The sequence below is a fragment of the Parasutterella secunda genome, assembly GCF_024733725.1.
Taxonomy (GTDB): domain Bacteria; phylum Pseudomonadota; class Gammaproteobacteria; order Burkholderiales; family Burkholderiaceae_F; genus Aphodousia; species Aphodousia faecalis.
Map to the genome: position 1 here is coordinate 77001 of NZ_JANRHP010000005.1, position 15351 is coordinate 92351.

At 45.8% G+C, this 15351-nt stretch carries 14 protein-coding genes and 1 tRNA gene; 8 read left to right on the forward strand and 7 right to left on the reverse strand.

Annotation, left to right across the window (positions count from 1 at the left end):
* Entirely contained in the window at positions 1–1197 is a 1197-nt protein-coding gene (locus NW199_RS06310; protein ID WP_258333982.1) for an RtcB family protein, read from the forward strand.
* A 44-nt stretch (positions 1198–1241) separates the two neighbouring features.
* Here the strand turns inward: NW199_RS06310 and NW199_RS06315 are convergent.
* From NW199_RS06315 to NW199_RS06330, 4 genes are all read right to left on the reverse strand, one after another.
* Positions 1242–1316 (reverse strand) — tRNA-Glu (locus NW199_RS06315).
* A gap of 151 nt (positions 1317–1467) precedes the next feature.
* Positions 1468–3630, reverse strand: coding sequence for an AAA family ATPase (locus tag NW199_RS06320; RefSeq protein WP_258333983.1), 2163 nt, complete (start codon positions 3628–3630; stop codon positions 1468–1470).
* Positions 3631–3767: 137 nt separating this feature from the next.
* The gene (gene dcuC, locus NW199_RS06325; RefSeq protein ID WP_249092052.1) at positions 3768–5147 is read right to left on the reverse strand and encodes a C4-dicarboxylate transporter DcuC; all 1380 of its coding nucleotides are present in this window, start codon (positions 5145–5147) and stop codon (positions 3768–3770) included.
* A gap of 44 nt (positions 5148–5191) precedes the next feature.
* Complete coding sequence (locus tag NW199_RS06330) at positions 5192–6487, reverse strand: M20/M25/M40 family metallo-hydrolase (RefSeq protein ID WP_258333984.1); 1296 nt, start codon at positions 6485–6487, stop codon at positions 5192–5194.
* 80 nt (positions 6488–6567) lie between these two features.
* Here NW199_RS06330 and NW199_RS06335 point away from each other — a divergent pair, with 80 nt between their 5' ends.
* The 4 genes from NW199_RS06335 to NW199_RS06350 all read left to right on the forward strand — a co-directional run bounded on the left by NW199_RS06335 (position 6568) and on the right by NW199_RS06350 (position 9498).
* The gene (locus tag NW199_RS06335) at positions 6568–7323 is read left to right on the forward strand and encodes a GntR family transcriptional regulator (RefSeq protein ID WP_258333985.1); all 756 of its coding nucleotides are present in this window, start codon (positions 6568–6570) and stop codon (positions 7321–7323) included.
* A gap of 82 nt (positions 7324–7405) precedes the next feature.
* On the forward strand, positions 7406–7804 hold the full coding sequence (locus NW199_RS06340; protein ID WP_258333986.1) for a 6-fold beta flower protein: 399 nt from the start codon (positions 7406–7408) through the stop codon (positions 7802–7804).
* Between the two features lie 64 nt (positions 7805–7868).
* A complete protein-coding gene (locus NW199_RS06345; protein WP_258333987.1) occupies positions 7869–8660 on the forward strand; it encodes an ADP-ribosylglycohydrolase family protein in 792 nt (263 codons plus the stop codon).
* 58 nt (positions 8661–8718) lie between these two features.
* On the forward strand, positions 8719–9498 hold the full coding sequence (locus tag NW199_RS06350) for a hypothetical protein (RefSeq protein WP_258333988.1): 780 nt from the start codon (positions 8719–8721) through the stop codon (positions 9496–9498).
* Positions 9499–9557: 59 nt separating this feature from the next.
* Here the strand turns inward: NW199_RS06350 and NW199_RS06355 are convergent, their stop codons facing one another.
* Positions 9558–10334 (reverse strand): ADP-ribosylglycohydrolase family protein, encoded by a 777-nt coding sequence (locus tag NW199_RS06355; RefSeq protein ID WP_258333989.1) that lies wholly within the window; start codon positions 10332–10334, stop codon positions 9558–9560.
* A gap of 143 nt (positions 10335–10477) precedes the next feature.
* On the opposite strand from NW199_RS06355, the gene NW199_RS06360 reads away from it, so the two are divergent.
* The 3 genes from NW199_RS06360 (at position 10478) to NW199_RS06370 (ending at position 13066) form a co-directional block, all read left to right on the forward strand.
* Complete coding sequence (locus NW199_RS06360; RefSeq protein WP_258333990.1) at positions 10478–11440, forward strand: hypothetical protein; 963 nt, start codon at positions 10478–10480, stop codon at positions 11438–11440.
* Positions 11441–11453: 13 nt separating this feature from the next.
* Entirely contained in the window at positions 11454–12236 is a 783-nt protein-coding gene (locus NW199_RS06365) for a Sir2 family NAD-dependent protein deacetylase (RefSeq protein WP_258333991.1), read from the forward strand.
* 86 nt (positions 12237–12322) lie between these two features.
* Entirely contained in the window at positions 12323–13066 is a 744-nt protein-coding gene (locus NW199_RS06370; protein ID WP_258333992.1) for a Fic family protein, read from the forward strand.
* Positions 13067–13116: 50 nt separating this feature from the next.
* On the opposite strand, the gene NW199_RS06375 is transcribed toward NW199_RS06370, so the two are convergent.
* Positions 13117–14301, reverse strand: a complete 1185-nt coding sequence (locus tag NW199_RS06375; protein WP_258333993.1) for a vWA domain-containing protein — start codon at positions 14299–14301, stop codon at positions 13117–13119.
* The gene (locus NW199_RS06380) at positions 14298–15350 is read right to left on the reverse strand and encodes a hypothetical protein (protein ID WP_258333994.1); all 1053 of its coding nucleotides are present in this window, start codon (positions 15348–15350) and stop codon (positions 14298–14300) included. The genes NW199_RS06375 and NW199_RS06380 overlap by 4 nt, the downstream gene beginning before the upstream one ends.
* Position 15351 lies beyond the last annotated feature (1 nt).

Consider the following 15351-nt stretch of genomic DNA (forward strand, 5'->3'; position numbering starts at 1 on the left):
ATGCCGATTGCCCAGACGCTAACGGAAAATTCTTCAGTGCCTGTGAAAATTTGGACCCGCGACATTGATCTGAAGTCCATCGATCAATTGAAAAATGTTGCCAGGCTTCCCTTTGTTTTCCATCATGTGGCTGCGATGCCTGACGTACACGCCGGGATGGGAGCGACAATTGGCAGCGTTATTGCGACAAAAGGAGCGGTGATTCCAGCCGCTGTGGGCGTTGACATTGGTTGTGGGATGTTGGCTGTGCGCACGAATCTCACGAAACATACGTTCAATGAACGTAAGCTTCAGCATTTGATGCAAGAAATTCTCTCCAGAGTCCCTGTCGGTTTTGCGCAGCGGTCAAAAGAAAACACTCGATGGGAAGCTTGTGAGCCTTTTGAAGAACCTCTAAAAGAAATTCTGTCTCATGAACCCACGATGCTTGATCCGATGGTTAAATCAGAGTGGCATGCGCAGCTTGGAACATTGGGTGGTGGCAACCACTTTATTGAACTGACGGCTGACGAAGAAGAGCGTTTGTGGATTATGCTGCACTTGGGCTCACGAGGCATCGGCAATATCATGGCGTCGTTTTTTATTGCGCGTGCAAAGACATTGGCTAAAGAAAACGGGGAGGAACTGCCGGATATCAATTTGGCTTCTTTAAAAGAAGGCACGGAGGATTTCGATTGGTACATGAAAGCTGCGCATTGGGCCCAGGACTATGCGATGGCTAATCGCCAGATCATTCTTGAAGATGTTCTAGAGGCTTTGCGTGTGTTAAAACCTAGTACAGAATTAGAGGGTGAAATTGTCAATTGCCACCATAACTATGTTGCAAAAGAAGAACATTTTGGCGAGACGATTTGGGTGACGCGAAAAGGCGCGATTCGCGCGGGGCTTGGCGAAAGAGGGATTATCCCAGGCAGCATGGGAGCGTGTAGCTATATTGTGGAAGGTTTGGGCAATGAAGAGTCATTTTGTAGCTCTTCGCACGGTGCCGGCCGTAAGATGAGTCGAACTGAAGCTAAAAAACGATTTTCGGTTAATGATTTGAAAGCCCAGACAAAAGGTGTGGTGTGTCGAAAAGATGCCGGCGTTTTGGATGAGATTCCGAAAGCGTACAAATCTATTGAAGCCGTGATGGCTCAGCAATCGGATTTGACAAAAACGATTCACGAGCTCAAACAAATACTGTGCATTAAAGGCTAAAAACAACAAGAGGAAGTAAATCACTTCCCCAACTTTTGAGCTTATGGTATCTCCAACGAGATTTGAACTCGTATTTTGACCTTGAGAGGGTCACGTCCTAACCGTTAGACGATGGAGATAACGGCACTACTTCTCTTGACGAGAGGCCTCCATTCTACGACTTTTTAGAGAAAAAAACTTAGCTTCAAGACACGAACTGACAAAAAATTAATGATAGATTCGTTGGATGCGACAAGCTCATATTCTTTTATATAACTGAAAAAGAATGTGTTAGTTGAATCCAATCGGACGCTTATGATGATGCCCCTCTTTTGTTTCGCATTCTTTCTCAAGTCCCTTCAGTAACGCCTCAGGCGTTCTAAGGGGATTAAACCGAGACTGGTGCATAAGCGTTGCAAAATCACCGGGCGTCAAAGAACGCAAATTGCCCACCGCTTCTAAAATACGGTCGTCAATAAAGCTTTCTGGGCAAATCTTTTCACAGTACCGTTTAAAAAGAATTTTGGATTTCTTTGCATCCAGATAATCAAACTTCACCTTTAAATCAAAGCGACGCAAGCAGGCGTCATCCATGGCATCCAAGGCATTGGTGGTTGCCACGAAAATACCTTCAAAGTTTTCAATTTGCGTGAGCATTTCATTGACTTGAGTGATTTCCCAGCTATAGTTTGCTCCGGAGCGTTTTTGCAAAAAACTGTCAGCTTCGTCCATGACCAGAATGGCATTTTCTGTTTTAGCTTCTTCAAAAGCAGCGGCAATTTTCTTCTCGGTCATACCCACAAAACAATCCAAAAGATCGCTGCAGCGCTTCACGATCACTCGCTTGCCAAGAACACGTCCGAGATAGTGTGCCCAAGCCGTTTTTCCAGTACCGGGAACGCCGTAAAGGCAAAGACGGGCACTGAGTGACTCCGAAATCCCCTGAGCCACTTGTGCTAAGTCATAGTCCGCTGTACTCAGTGCGGGATCATACAGCTCCTCGTCATCCGGTCGGCTACTCAATTGCACGGGGCGAATACCCATGGAGATAAGACTGGCATTTAAGTGTGTGAAGAAATGCTTTTGCATTTCCTCTTTTGAAGTCGAGATAGTCGAGATTACCTTGGCCGTGCGGTCAATCACGGCCGGAGCAATGTCGTTTCTTTGAGCAATGCAATGAATTCCAGCAGGTAACAGGAAGGCGCCTGCTTTGTTTTCAATGATTTTTTGACGTTGCTTTTCAGGTGGCACCGGGACTTCAAGGCAAAAATCAAAACGGCGAATATAGGCCGGATCCATCGCCTGGATGGAATTGGTAATCCAGATAACGGGCGTTTGATTGTTTTCCAAGACTTTATTGGTCAAGCCCTTATTTTGTTTTTCATTACCTTTGGCCGATAAGGTGGCCAAGAAGGGGGTGGCTCCGAAGTTTTTAAATAAATCCTGCGCCTCGTCAAAAACCAAAATCGCCGAGGGGTTGTTTTTGAGTTGAGAAAGATTGAACATTAAGCAACTCATGCGGTCGTTAACGGCGTCTCCCTCCTCATCAACGACAGGCACTTCAAAAAGGTCAGCACCAATGTCTTGAGCGATGGCCCGACTCAGTTCACTTTTTCCGGTTCCCGGCGGACCGTAAAGAAGGATATTGATTCCGCTTTTTTGAGTCTCTCGAGCCTTGCGCAAATATTGCACTAAAAGCGGCAGATTGGGCGAGAGGTACGAAAAGTCTTCGAGCGTGAGTTGACTTTCTTTTCCCTTGACCAGTGACATCGCCAGCAGATCATGCAATTTTTGATGAGGGTAGACCAGTTTGGCGGCCAAATCCGGATCAAGGATGAGGTAGTACTCAAAATCGCGGGGATCCTCATCGATGCGAACCAGACGATTTTGCATGAGAGCGCCGCTCTTAGATAAGGCTTTATAGAGTGTTTCGTAACCGCAATCGCAGATGGTAGATAAAAAGTCGCTGATGAGTTCTCGATAGGTAATAAGGTCAGCTTTCTTGTTTTTTAAGATATTGAATAGATCGAGACAGTTGAATTGATTGAGTTTAATGACCGCAAGAAAAATCAAAATACTTTTTTCGGCCTCATTTAAGCCAAACGTTTTTGCCAAAAGCTCGACATTGGCTTTTAGATTGTCAGGGACAAGGGGAGGGTTTTCTTCAAACGCTTGGTATTTTTTCATTAAAAGCGAATAAATCTTGGCCTGATTGTCCGCTACTTTTTTCGTCTTTTTGATTTCATCCGGTGTTAATTGTTCAAGTTCAGGCAACCCCAGGATTTTGCTCCACTTCACTTGTTCAAAGTTGTATTCAACTTTATCGTTGTAGCCGCAGGTGACATTTTTCCAAAGGTCACGATACAGAAGAATAGACAGGAAAAAGAACTGGTAGAGACGAAACACGGTTTCGTCAAACGTTTGATGGCTGGCGTTGAGATTGCACTTAAACATATTCTTCCTCTTTTTCTTGAAAGGAAGTGTATGGACTTAAACATCATTTAATGATGTATACAAAAAGGTTTGCTGCAAAAAAAGCCGCCCGAAAAATCGGGCGGAAAAGCCTTGCTTGAAAGGAAACTTCGGTTGGATCAGACCAAGGTGCAAGACATGATGTAAATAACCACAAAAGCGGTCAGCATTGGAAGGGCCGAGCGGCGAACAATTTCAAACGGAGAAATGTCCGCAAGACCCGCGGCGGCAATAACACAGCCGGCGATGGGGCTCATGGAGCGGATGCAGCCGGAAGACAATTGCATACCGGTGAGCATCCACTGAGCGTTGCCGCCCACTGTTTGACAAATGCCGGGGATCATCGGCGCAAAACTAAAGAACGCGGCGTTACCGGAACCCATCACAAAAGTGCATAGGCCAACGATCAAGAACATGATCGTATAGACGATGAGGTAGCCGCTGCCTAAGTTACTGGCCGCTTCAATTAACGTCTGGATACCACCTGAGCGTGTTAAACCGGCCGCAAATGTTTCGGCGCAGACAATCAAAACGACGGTTGAGGAAAAGATCTTTCCCATGCCTTCGAAGAAGGTTTTAATGTAGGCAAAAGACGTTTTGATATCCTGGCGAACGGCGCAGTCAATGACAAAAGTGATAACCATTGAAGCCATGACGGCATTGATGATGTCAAGCTTGATGCCTTTGTAGACCAGCGGAGAAAAAATAAACAGAAAAACCAATGGCACCAATGGGAAAATTGCGTAAAAGCCTGGAGCTTTTTCACTTTTATCTGCATCGGACAAATCTTTGGCAATGAAGTCAGCTTGTGTAATACGGCCGCTCGCTAAATCTTTCTTATCCAGATACTGCTGCACAAAGTAGTGCACGATACAGACAATAATCAAAGTAACCGGTGCGATGACAAGTTGGTAATCCACGAAAATGTTCATTACGTGAATGCCGGTCAATTTACTGGCTACTAAGTTGTTGGCACCAAGAGGACTGATGCCGAAACCACCGGTCATCACAACGGAAGCACAGGCGGCTTGGCGGCTGACACCGGCGCTTAGCATAAGCGGGTAGACCGTGACCATCATTAAAATGGCCAAACCCACGGCTGATCCCAGCACCACATTTAAGCATTGACCGACAACGTAGCCCAACACCATGATGATATAGGGGGAATTGATGAGAGACATGGGGCGAGTGCAAACATGAACCAGTGCGCTCGTGGCTCCGATCTTATTCATGTAGTAGCCGAAGCCGCCAATGATCATGATGTTCATGCCAAGGCCGCCGGCGCGGGATTGCAAAAGGCCTCCGAAAATTCCCAGAATGTCGAAACCGATAAAGCCGGTGACTTTTTTACCGGTTGCCACCGGATCTCCGGAGATCGCCGCCACGATGGCGATCGTCACGATGCCCACCACGAACAAAGACCATGCTGGATAGAATTTTTTGACGATCAACCAGCAGATGACCGCGACCGAAATGAGTACGATAAAAACACCAGTCATGGTTGTCTCCGAAAGCATTAATGGTGGTGCTTCACTCCTTACGATTATTCCCGCTTAGGCAAAAGGGGTTTAAATCCCTCGCAACCGACAAGTCCCAAGGCTGTCAGGATAAGTAGTTGGGGCCCCAAATGAATATCCACTTTGTCGAAGTATTCGTGGATCGTGTGGCATTTGTGTTGTATGCCGCCCGATGAGAGACAGGTAGCCGGAATGCCCATGCTGACCGGAGCGTTGGCATCGGTTGAAGAGACGCCGTAGTTTGTCAGTTCTTGTCCTAAAGCTTTCAAAGAAGAACGGGCCACTTGCAATACGGGGCAGTCATCGGGGCGCATGCCGGCTGGACGATTACCAACATTTTCTTTTTTCCAATGAACCTGTTTAGCAGGATCTGTGATAGACCAAAGGGCATTTTCTTCGGCGACCGCTTTATCAAAACAGGCCAAAATTTCAGACTCGACCTGAAGGAGTGCTTCATTGTTGACACTTCTCATGTCGATTTCCACAGAGCAGGAAGGGGCGATGGAGTTGACACTGGTGCCGCCTTGAATTGTGCCGATCGTGAAAGTTGTTTTCGGATTGGTGGGTGTTTTGATATGAGCGATCATGTTGCCGGCAATGCACATGGCGTGAATGGCACTGGCGACCTCACCGAAGTTGGCGTAGGAATGACCGCCGGGACCTTCGATGGTGATACGGTAGCGGTGAGAACCAACGGCACCCTTCAATATGCGCCCAATTTCGGTGTTATCAATAGCGATAAAGCCGTCAATTTTGTGAGTGGCAACAAAGTATTTCGAGCCCCGAATATCGCCTAAGCCTTCTTCTCCAACGGTGGCGACGAAATAAATATCCCCTTCGGTGTGTTTATCCGCTTCATTCAAAGAGCGGATGATTTGCAAAAGTGCTCGAAGTCCTGAGCAATTGTCACCGATTCCGGGCGCGAAGTAGCGGTTTCCTTCTTGTCTGACGGTCACGTCCGTGGTGGCCGGGAAAACGGTATCCATGTGTGCGCCGATGGCAAGAACCGGTCCATTGCCTTTCCCGGGACGAAAGCCGATAACGTTGCCGATGTCATCGGTTGTGACGTCTGATAGTCCGTAAGCCTTCATTCGGCGGACAATCTCTTCGGCGCGCAGCGCTTCTTGAAAAGTCGGCGCGGGGATTCCACATAACTCAACCTGCTCCTTCATTCCGAGCTCGGCTTCGTCAAACGCGATCTGAAGAGCCCGTGTCACTTTGGCTGAGTCTTTGAGAGTTTTAACTGATAAGTAAGTCTCTTGGTCTAGTTGTGGAATCCCCGTTTGCACGACAGCTCCCCTTAGGATTTTGTTGTGTGGCATCAGTCTAGTTTCCACCAATAGCGCAAGGCAATACAAAAGATCTATCATTAATCATATATATGAATTTAACGAGGATCGTTATGCAAACCCTCTCTCGCGTTAACCGTCAGCCGCTTTACCAACAAGTTCGACAAATTTTGTTAAAAACCATTCAATCCGGGGAATGGAAGCCCGGTGAAAAAATTCCGATTGAGCCCGTTTTGGCGCAACAGGTGGGTGTGTCCATTGGAACATTGAGACGAGCGGTTGAGACACTTGTCAATGATGGAATTTTGCTCAGACGTGAAGGGGCCGGAACATTTGTAAGGACTTATCGCGATCAAGGTTATTGGAATGCTTTTCAAATTTTTAGAAATTTAGATGGACAAAAAAGGGGAAGTCGTGGTCGCTTGGTGACATTTGAAGTCACGAGCGACGTTGATGAGAAAATTCTTTCAGCCCTGCATTTGTCAAAAGGACAAGAAGTTATTCATATTGTTCGGCACTGGATCAGCATGAAAACGGGGACCGAGGAGATCGTATCCATTGATGAAAGTTTTTTAGTTAAAGAAAAATTCAGCAAATTCACCTTGGACTACTTTTTAACGCATTTCCGAACCGGTGAATCTTTCTACGAGTTTTTTGATAGGGAATTTAATGTGGTTATTCTCAGTCAGAAATGCGCCGTGCATTATGAATGTTTGGACCAGGAAAGGGCGGCAAAGTTACAAGTTCCGGAGCATTTTGAAGCCTTATGTACGGAAAGACTGTCATTGACCTTCGGTCATGAGCCGGTTGAGTATCGAATTAACCGTGGTCGAGTGGATGTGACAAAGGTATTTTTCGATCTCAGTTAATGGCAAAAAATTTCCGTTCAAAAAGGCTTGACGGTATTAAGCTTAATAACAGGATAGGAAAATCCAGAATAAGGAGCACAACATGCCGCAAATGAGAAGTTTAGTTTTTAAAAATGGTGCGCTCTATGACGGTATTGTTTCTTCAAGCCGCATGCTTTGCCACATCGATGGCGACAAACTCTACGAGGGAACTATTACCTCATCGTCCAAAGCGTTATGCACCATTAGGAATGGAAAAATCTATCAAGGAACGATTGTTTCATCTTCAAGGCAGCTGGGATTAATTGATGATGGGAAAGCTTATAAAGGAACCATCAAATCTTCTTCAAGAGTGGTGCTGAGCTTTAAGAACGGGACGGTATACAGAGGCGGAATTGTTTCTTCAAGCAAAGCCATGGGCAGCATCAAAGGGGCTGAATACCTGGATGAGGCTTACTTGGCCGCCATGATCCACTTTTTCGTTGAGCCGATTTTTGCGTAGCTTTCCCATCTTAAACTGAAACATATCCTGCTAGTTTCTCAGAAAAAGAGTAGGAGTAAGTCTTGTGCTTGGAGCCATCGTCGGTGATGTGGTGGGCTCTCGCTTAGAATTAGCGAGTCTTCAATCGAAAGAGTTTTCGTTTTTTACGCCGGATTGTCATATTTCTGACGACACGATTTTAACGTTGGCTATTTGTCAGGCTTTTCTTGACTGTCGTGGAGACTACAGCCGGTTGTCTTTGCATGCGGCTGCTCAACTTAAAGCTTTTGCTCTTAGATACCCAAGAGCGGGCTATGGCTCCAAATTTTTAGTCTGGATGTTAGCTGATGTCAGTGAGCCTTATGGCAGTTTGGGAAACGGCTCGGCTATGCGGGTGAGCTCCTGTGCGATGGTTGCCAGAAGTTTGGAAGAAGTTAAAAAGTTTTCCTATGCGGTAACCGCCGTGACGCATAATCATCCCGAAGGCTTAAAGGGAGCCGAAGCCGTCGCGGTTGCAGCCTTCTTGGCAAAAGAAAAATGGTCTAAAGCGGAAATTCGACAATATGTCCAAGATCATTATTATCCGATGGATTTTTTGATCGATGAAATTCGCCCTCACTATCATTTCGGCAATACCTGCCCTCGGACGGTTCCATTTGCCATAAAAGCCTTTTTGGAGTCGTCTTCTTTTGAAGACACTATCCGCACGGCGATTAGCTTAGGAGGCGATACCGATACGCTTGCGGCCATGGCTGGCAGTATTGCCGGTCTTTACTATGGTATTCCAGACGCCATCGCTCAGAAAACGCAAACGTATCTAGATCCTTATTTGTCAGGCGTTCTCAGACAGTTCGAAGAAACGTATACGGTCATTTAAAACATGCATAAAATGAAGCATGGTCGGTCATAATTTTCTCATCGAAAAGGAGATCGCCATGCGCAGAAAATTAGTGGATCAACGCTACAAGTTGCCTTATTTTGTTGCTAATCCGATCAGTCGGATTGGCGAACCGCAAGCCAACGAAGATGATGTGGATACGGCCGCTGAAATCATCACGAATTATCTTCAAACGGATCACGATGGTTATGTCCGTCCGCTCCATATCCTGGTGTGCGGTGCGAATCCGCGAGCGGTCAAGGCGGTTGTTGAAAGAATGACCTATTGGCAAGACGACTTAATTTACCGCGCAGATGCCTCTTGTGTTGACGACGACTTGGGCGATGTGTTGCAGCAGCACAAAATTATTGTGTTGGATCTGATGGACAATGCCTTCGGTTGCGAGTGTCCGTACATGTTGGGTAAACGCGGTGTTCTTATTTGGATGATGCCGCCGGGGGAAGAGGCTGATAAATTGGAGGCGGACTATCGGATTGATGTTAAAGATTTGTCCGCAGGGGAAAAACGTCAATGTCTTAAAGTTGCAACCGGTTTGCCGTTTTTTGTCATCGATCAACTTCTCGACAGCGACAAAGACGTTTGGCAAATAGAAGAAATGCTGCAATTAATCAAGACAGGTCCTTATGAACCTAAAGATTTGGACTTTATCGGACGTCTTTTCCGGGTCTCTTTATCCGCCTATGATTGGCTCGAAGACCATGAAGATGAAGAGTTCGATGATGAAGATGATTTGGATGATGAAGATGATTTAGACGGTGAGATGAAAGAGAGGGTAGATCAAAACGAAAAAGAAACGTCAGAAGTTAAGCCAGAGTGATACTCCAATTTGTTAATAAAGGAATCGTTAGGGGCAAAAATCTGCCCCTAACATTATTTTTAGCAAAATAATTTTTCAAAATTCTTCAAAAGTTGCTTTTGGTACGGATCCAGATATTCTTCGGCTTTTTTAGCGATCCAATCATCAATTCCATAAAAAATACCCGCGACACCGCCGGTAATTGCCGCGATCGTGTCGCTGTCGCCTCCGATACTGACCGCATTTCGAATGGCGTCCTCGAAAGACACCGATTCAAAGAAAGCTTTAAGAGCAACGGGAACGGTGCCCTGGCAGCTGACTTCGTATTGGTATTGAGGACGGATGTTGCCCAAGGAAAAATCCATCGGATAATAGTGTTCGTTGATGTATTGTTCGATGGCTTTTTTAGTAAGACCATTTTTGGCTAAAAAGCCTGCGACAGCGGCTGCTTCGGCGCCTTTGAGTCCTTCCGGATGGTTGTGAGTGACAGAGGTCACCGAGTAACTCATCGCTTTTGATTCTTCGAGTGTTTTTGCGGCTATTGAGCATGGACTGACACGCATAGCGGCACCATTACCAAAGCTATTGTAGGGGGTTGGATTTTCCTGCTGCATCCAACGACGAAAACCTCCGCCGTAATCTTTGTCAGCGTATCGCCAGGCGATCTCCATCAAGGATTTCTCGGCGGCCTTTTGAAGGTTTGTGCTTTGCTGACATAACGCATGGCAGACGGCAAGCGTTAAAACGGAATCATCGGTGACGAAACCATTTGGGCTAAAAAATTCGAAATCCTTTCTTTTGAGGTTGTTGTATTCATAAGGTGAACCAACAATGTCGCCGACAATGGCTCCCAACATGTTATTTCTCCATTAAATTTTCAGATACGGGCACTCTAACGAGTCATCTATCAGTTTTTGAAGTGCTCAGCAAAATCGGATGTTGCATAAAGTGAAGTCCTAAAAGTCATACTTATCCTGTCAGAAAAATAGAGAGAACAGACATGCGAACGGAAAATAAAACGTTTAAGACCGCTTTTAATCCTGATGACTTTCTTCAAGGTAAGGCGTACCGAGCCGTTTTAAGTGACAGCTATTTTGTCCTTTTGGAAGAAATCAGAAGCCGAGTTTGCCATGATGATTTTATGTTTGCTCAGGCGGTTGGCACTTATTTATACAGAGCGATCGCGTCCGAAAGTGAAATCATGAGTGCCATGATCGCTGCAAGCCGCATGGGCGAATCTCAAACTGTGGATACCTTTGTCAATGACAACGCCAAAGAAGCTTTGAATCTTCTAAACGGCATCGACGGTCTAAGGCAGTTGTCGGCTTCTGTCAAAGATATTGCCTGCGCAATTGCGGTGGTCTACTTTCAAATGCTTTTTGACTACCAATTTCGAACCGACAGTGATTTTCATCAGTGGGACTATCGGAAAATAGACTGCTACGGCACCGGTTGGCATGAATTTTATGAACGAGTCAAAACCTCACGCTTTGCTCAGCAACTGGAAAGTCTTTTAAATCAGCTCTACACATCGATGGGGTTTGAGAAGCCGTGGCGAGACAATGATCGGGACTTCTATGAGTTATCCATTCCTAAACGGGCCGATGTCGAGGAGATTTATCAAATTATTCGATTAGCCGGCTTTTTTACGGGCACAAAAGAAAAGTGGCACTACCCGGACTATCCAAGCACTTTTCGTGTAAAGAGCTTTACCTGGAAAAAATGGGCACTTTTACGGATGATGCAACTCATCGCTTCACATTATCCCGAGGTGAAAATTTGTGCAGTCTCGCCTGATGCCGATGACATGAAGGATTTTGAGTGGAGCCGTTATGAACTCTCATTTGATGTTCGACGGGATATGTACGCTCGCAGTGCCATGCATCAACTTTTGAGTCGAAAAAATCTGACCGATCCGTGGCCTGAATTTCAACGCATGGTCAGTTGGAAGTTGCATAAATAATGGGGGTCTTTGTATGTTGTCGACAATGATTAAAAAGTGGCGCGGAGAGCGTCCAAGTATTTTTATTCTCTCGGGTGCCGGCCTATCAGTAGAAAGCGGAATCCCGACCTACCGTGGAGAAGGCAGTGATCCTAAAAACGACAGCGCCAGTCTTTCAAGAGGTTATATGAGGTCGTTGCCTGAAAGAGTCTATGAAGCATCCAATCAGCGAATCCGTGATTTTGACGCTTGTGAACCAAACGCTGCTCACAAAGCCATTGCTCAGTTTATAAAGAAGTATCGTTTACAGGCCGACATTGTGCATGTCACGCAAAACATCGACTCTCTTTGCGAGGAAGCGGGAGATACAGCTGTTTTTCATTTGCATGGGTCCTTAAATCGCAGTCTCTGCCAGAAATGCGGTACGGTTTTCCCGAGAAAAGGCTTCTACAAAATGGGAAATATCTGCCCTAAATGCCGCGCTCAATTTTCAGCCGTCAGACCCGATGTCGTTCTTTTTGGAGAAACGCCGCATGGTTTGGATTGGATCATGCCGTACTTAAAAGAAGTGGATATTTTCATCGCCATCGGCACCTCAGGAACGGTTTATCCGGCTGCGGATTTTGTCACGATTGCGGCCTCAGCCGGCGCCTCTATTCGTATGCTCTTAAATAAGGAAGCCCCGCGGGAGATGCAATTTAATTGCTCGATGATGGACGAAGGCTATGGTCCTTTCAATTACATCAGGTTGGGCAAGGCGACAGGAATTGTTCCGATGGTTTTGAAAGAGGTGGGACAATTAATTGAAAATATTTAGTCGGATGTTATAAGGTTTTGAGAAAAATAAAGTTTGGCTAAAATTAATGCTCTCATCAAGAGTCCGATTTTCAGGATAGAAAAATTATGTTAGAGACCAAATTTGATTGTTTAAATGGTATGCATTGGTCAATGGGTACGGTCGACTTTGAAATTCCCTATATTGGAGACACTGAGAAAGCAACATACATATTTAATCAGAATTTGGTTGACATAACCTGGAACTGCATGAGAACTCTTGAGCAAAATCCTTCCACATTGCCACAAACGAGGACCATCTTGAATGGTAAATCGGTGGATGGATTAGATGTGACTGATTTGCTACAGGTTAAAAATTATGGGGACGGCGCGCGTGAAATGGTTCGTCTTTTGCGCAGTGGAGAGTTCAAGGTCAATATTGAAACTGCCAGCAGCCTTCACCGTTTCGTCGGTTATAAAGATGCCCTGGAATGGGGAACTTTGAGAAATCTTAATACGGCTATCCATGATGTGGAGTACATTCCCCCTACCTATGAAAAATTACCGATATTAGCTGAACGCGGATTTGACTTTCTTAATACTGAAGTTAAGGACCCTAAAGAACGAGCGATAGCAGTTTTTTTATTCATGTCCAGAACTCAGTTTTTCTTTGATGCTAATAAAAGGACTGCGTCTTTGATGATGAATGGATGCTTGATGCTCAACGGTTATTGGCCCATAACTGTTTTAAATCGGGAAAGTGTTGAGTTTCATGAAAAATTGGGGCGCTTCTACGAGACCGGCGATGCTGATGAAATGATGAGATTTTTCGCTCATATCATTAAAAAACAATACCCGACAAAAGGTTTCTAGGTTATATCAAACAGGCTAACACCGGATCGGTTAGCCTGTTTGCATTTGGACTACTCCATTTCAAAGTGAACGCGATTGATATGTTCGGGGATGGCGGCATTCTTTGAGGTAATCACCCAAAGTGTGGGAACACTTTCTTCATCGGCTTGAGGGTAAGGTGTATAGCCGTCAGTAAAGATGACGCATGCATCAGCCTCAGGGGTGTTTTTATTCACCCAGTTGACAATCTCACACATATTGGTGCCTCCGCGTCCCGGAGCGGACAATTTAAAAGGCACATCCTCCCATTGATGCTGTTCTATTTTCTGTATTTTGTAATCGCACCACAAGACAAAAATCTCTTCGGGTTTGCACTCTTCAATAACGTCAAAAAGGTGTTTGCCAAAAGCAGCCAGCATTTCATCTGAAATGGATCCTGATGTGTCAATGCCTACAACCATTGAGCCCATTTGCGCTTCTTTGTCGACAGAAGGTAGATAGACGTCGGAGAAACGTTTATTAGGGCGGCGCCATGTTTCGTTTTGTGAAACAAATTTGGTCATAAAGCGTCCCAACAGCTCGTACCAGGGAAGCTTTTCAACCAACACGTATTCCTCTAAAAGGGTGATGAGATGACCCATCGCGGAGCCCATACGAGTCTGCATCATTTTCTGTTTGGTGATTGCTTCCGCAATGGCCATTTTTACGCAATTTTCAATGTCCCGTAACTCAGCGTCTTCCACCGATTCACCAAAGATTTTTCTTGCTTCGGCAAGGGGATCATTTTTGAGCTCGCCAGCGCTTTGGTCACCTGAATAAATGATGTCGCAAAGTAGCTTGGCCGCCGGAATCTTTTCGTAGATTTCGTCATAAATATCTTCGGCGGTTCTGGATTGAGCGCCCCTCAGTCGTACCCCGCTATCAATAAATTTCCCGATTTCCAGTTCAATGAGCGTTTCGTTAATGACGGCATCGCTTGCGATATTAAAAAGGAAATGATCACGCTCGCCTCGTCTAAGACTGTGAGAAAACGCTATATGCAGCACTTCATGGCAGAGTAAGAAAACGACCTCTTCCACCGAAAGTTTCTCAATTGTTTCAGGGTTATAAAGAATTCTCCCACGAGGGGTTACGGCAGCATAAGGCACCGTGTCAGTTGCTTCCATGGGAAAGCGAAAGAGAATACTGCTGAAAAAGGGTTCTCGCAGTGACAGGCGAGTTTTAGCCTGAAGAAGTTTGTTAATGGTTTCACTCATCCGATCACCTTAGTGAGTCTTGAAGCTAATTTCTTAAAAACGGGGCTTGCGATTAAACGCTTTTTGGATTCGCCTTTATATAGTTCCCGAACAGCCATGGCCTGCATATCGGGTGGCACCCGACTGATAAAAGTCAGTGCGGCGTTGGCCGTATCCTGTTTGCAATTCTCGGACGCAATGAGGTCAACGAGCTTCATGACGGTTGCCCAGCGGATGCTTAAATCTTCCGGAACCGAATATTGTTCGGGGCGGGCTAAAAGTTCTGAAAAGTCCGGCAGGTTTAGGTACATCTTCCGGAAAGCGCAGTAAGCGGCCGCGGCTCCTTCACCGACGTCACCCGCGACCAAGGCATGAAAAAACTTTTCACCGTCTCGTCCGGTGAATGATGGAACAAGGCTCACAGCTTCCCACGCTCTGGGAGTCGGATTAGTTTTCCGAGTGGGGTCAAAATCAGAAAGCATCTTAGGCTGAAATTGCAAAAATTTAATCAGCACGTCGCAAATGTTGTGAGCTTTGGCCCATGTGATCCAATCGTCAAGATTTTCATCAAAAGACAAACAACGCAGGCGGTTGCCTAGTTTTGTACTCATGCGATTGGCTCCGGACTTATCTTCAACGCGATTGCCGGTTGCAATGATGAAAAGCTGATCACTAAGTTTTACCGATCCGGCCCACCGATCCAAAATGATGCGGCACATCGGGTTTTGCATGGACATGGGAGCATCGGTCAGCTCCTCAATGATTAAAGCGCAGGGACCGACCCCTTGACGCAAGTTATAAAACTCTTCGGGCGGCAGCCACACATTGTGTGTGCCTGATTCATGCTTAAACGGCACTCCTAGGACATCCACCGGGTCTCGAAGCGAGGGATTGAATTCCACGATTTGTTCATCGGCGATGTGATATTTTTTCTTCAATTCATTGACAATTTCTCGTGCACAAGCTGATTTTCCACCACCGGGCTTGCCCTCGATAAAAGGGACGATGCGGTTGCCACCCGCCACTTCAAATTGAGCCAGAATGCTTTTCTTTAAATCCGAGAATTTCATT